The organism is Spirillospora sp. NPDC049652 (assembly GCF_040675125.1).
In the GTDB taxonomy this organism is placed as follows: domain Bacteria; phylum Actinomycetota; class Actinomycetes; order Streptosporangiales; family Streptosporangiaceae; genus Spirillospora.
In genome coordinates this window covers 1-1,403 of the sequence record NZ_JBFAOF010001410.1, presented here as the reverse complement: position 1 = coordinate 1,403, position 1,403 = coordinate 1, and the positions used below count along the sequence as shown (strand labels likewise).

The 1,403-nt window shown below is 74.7% G+C and carries 1 protein-coding gene; it reads right to left on the bottom strand.

From position 1 onward, the window contains the following. Positions 1 to 1,357 (bottom strand): phenylacetic acid degradation bifunctional protein PaaZ (paaZ, locus tag AB0J52_RS40645; protein WP_500188559.1); only part of this gene is annotated, 1,357 nt, incomplete at its 3' end. Between the last annotated feature and the right edge of the window lie 46 nt (positions 1,358 to 1,403).

Here is a 1,403-nt window from a genome sequence, read left to right as displayed (position 1 = left end):
CGCCGCGCACGCCGCCCATCTCCTCGCCGCCACCGGCTCGGCCGGGGCCGCCGTGGACGAGCATCGGCAGCGGCGAGCCGTGCCCGGTGGACTCCTTGGCGTCCGTGCCGTTCAGCACCAGCAGGCGTCCGTGCCAGGGCGCGGCGCCGAGGACGACCGTCCGGACGAAGTCCGCGTCGGCCGACACGACCGACCCGGCGAGGCTGCCCCGGCCGCGGGCGGCCAGCTCGACCGCGTGCTCGGCGTCCCGGTACGGGATGAGCGTGGAGACCGGGCCGAACGCCTCGATCTCGTGCGGCTCGGCCCGGCCGGGGTCGTCGGCGCGCAGCAGGACCGGGGACAGGAACGCGCCGCGCTCGGCGTCGGCGTCCACGACGTCCACGCGGGCGGGGTCGCCGAACAGGATCGTCCCCGCGTCCAGCAGGCCCTTCAGGGAGCGGCGGACCTCCTCGCGCTGCTCCAGCGTGGCGAGCGCGCCCATCCGGACGTCGGGGTTGGCCGGGTTGCCGACGGTGACCTTGGCCAGCCGCGCCCGGACGGCCTCCGCGACGTCCTCCAGCCGGTCGGCGGGGACCAGCGCGCGGCGGATCGCCGTGCACTTCTGGCCGGCCTTCACGGTCATCTCGGCGACCAGCTGCTTGACGTACAGGTCGAACTCGGGCGTGCCGGGCGCGGCGTCGGGGCCGAGGACCGAGCAGTTCAGCGAGTCGGCCTCGGCGTTGAACCGCACCGAGTGCCGGACGACCGCCGGGTGCGCGCGCAGCCGGGCGGCGGTGTCGGCGGATCCGGTGAAGGCGACCACGTCCTGCTCGGTGACGTGGTCGAGCAGGTCGCCCGCCTCACCGGTGAGCAGCTGGACCGACCCCTCGGGCAGGATCCCCGACGCGACGATCAGCTCCACCAGCCGCGCGGTCAGGAAGGCGGTCTGCTCGGCGGGCTTGATCAGGCTCGGCATGCCGGCGAGGAGCGCGGGCGCGAGCTTCTCCAGCGGCCCCCACACCGGGAAGTTGAACGCGTTGATCTGGACGGCGACGCCGTGCAGCGGCGTGCAGAGGTGCTGGGCGACGAACGTCCCGCCCTTGCCGAGCGGCTCGACCGCTCCCTCGACGTAGACGGTGTCGTTGGGCATCTCCCGTCGGCCCTTGCTGGAGTAGGCGAACAGGGTGCCGAAGCCGCCGTCCACGTCGAACTTGGAGTCGCCGAGCGTCGCGCCCGTCCGGGCCGACAGCGCGTACAGCTCCTCGCGGTGCTCGCGCAGGTGGGACGCCAGGGCCTTGAGCAGCGCGGCGCGCTGGTGGAAGGTCAGCTCGCGCAGGGCGGGCCCGCCGACGCGGCGGCCGTACTCCAGGGGCGTCACCGCTCCCTATCGCTGGAAGCTCATCGAGGGCGCGGGGCACTTCCCG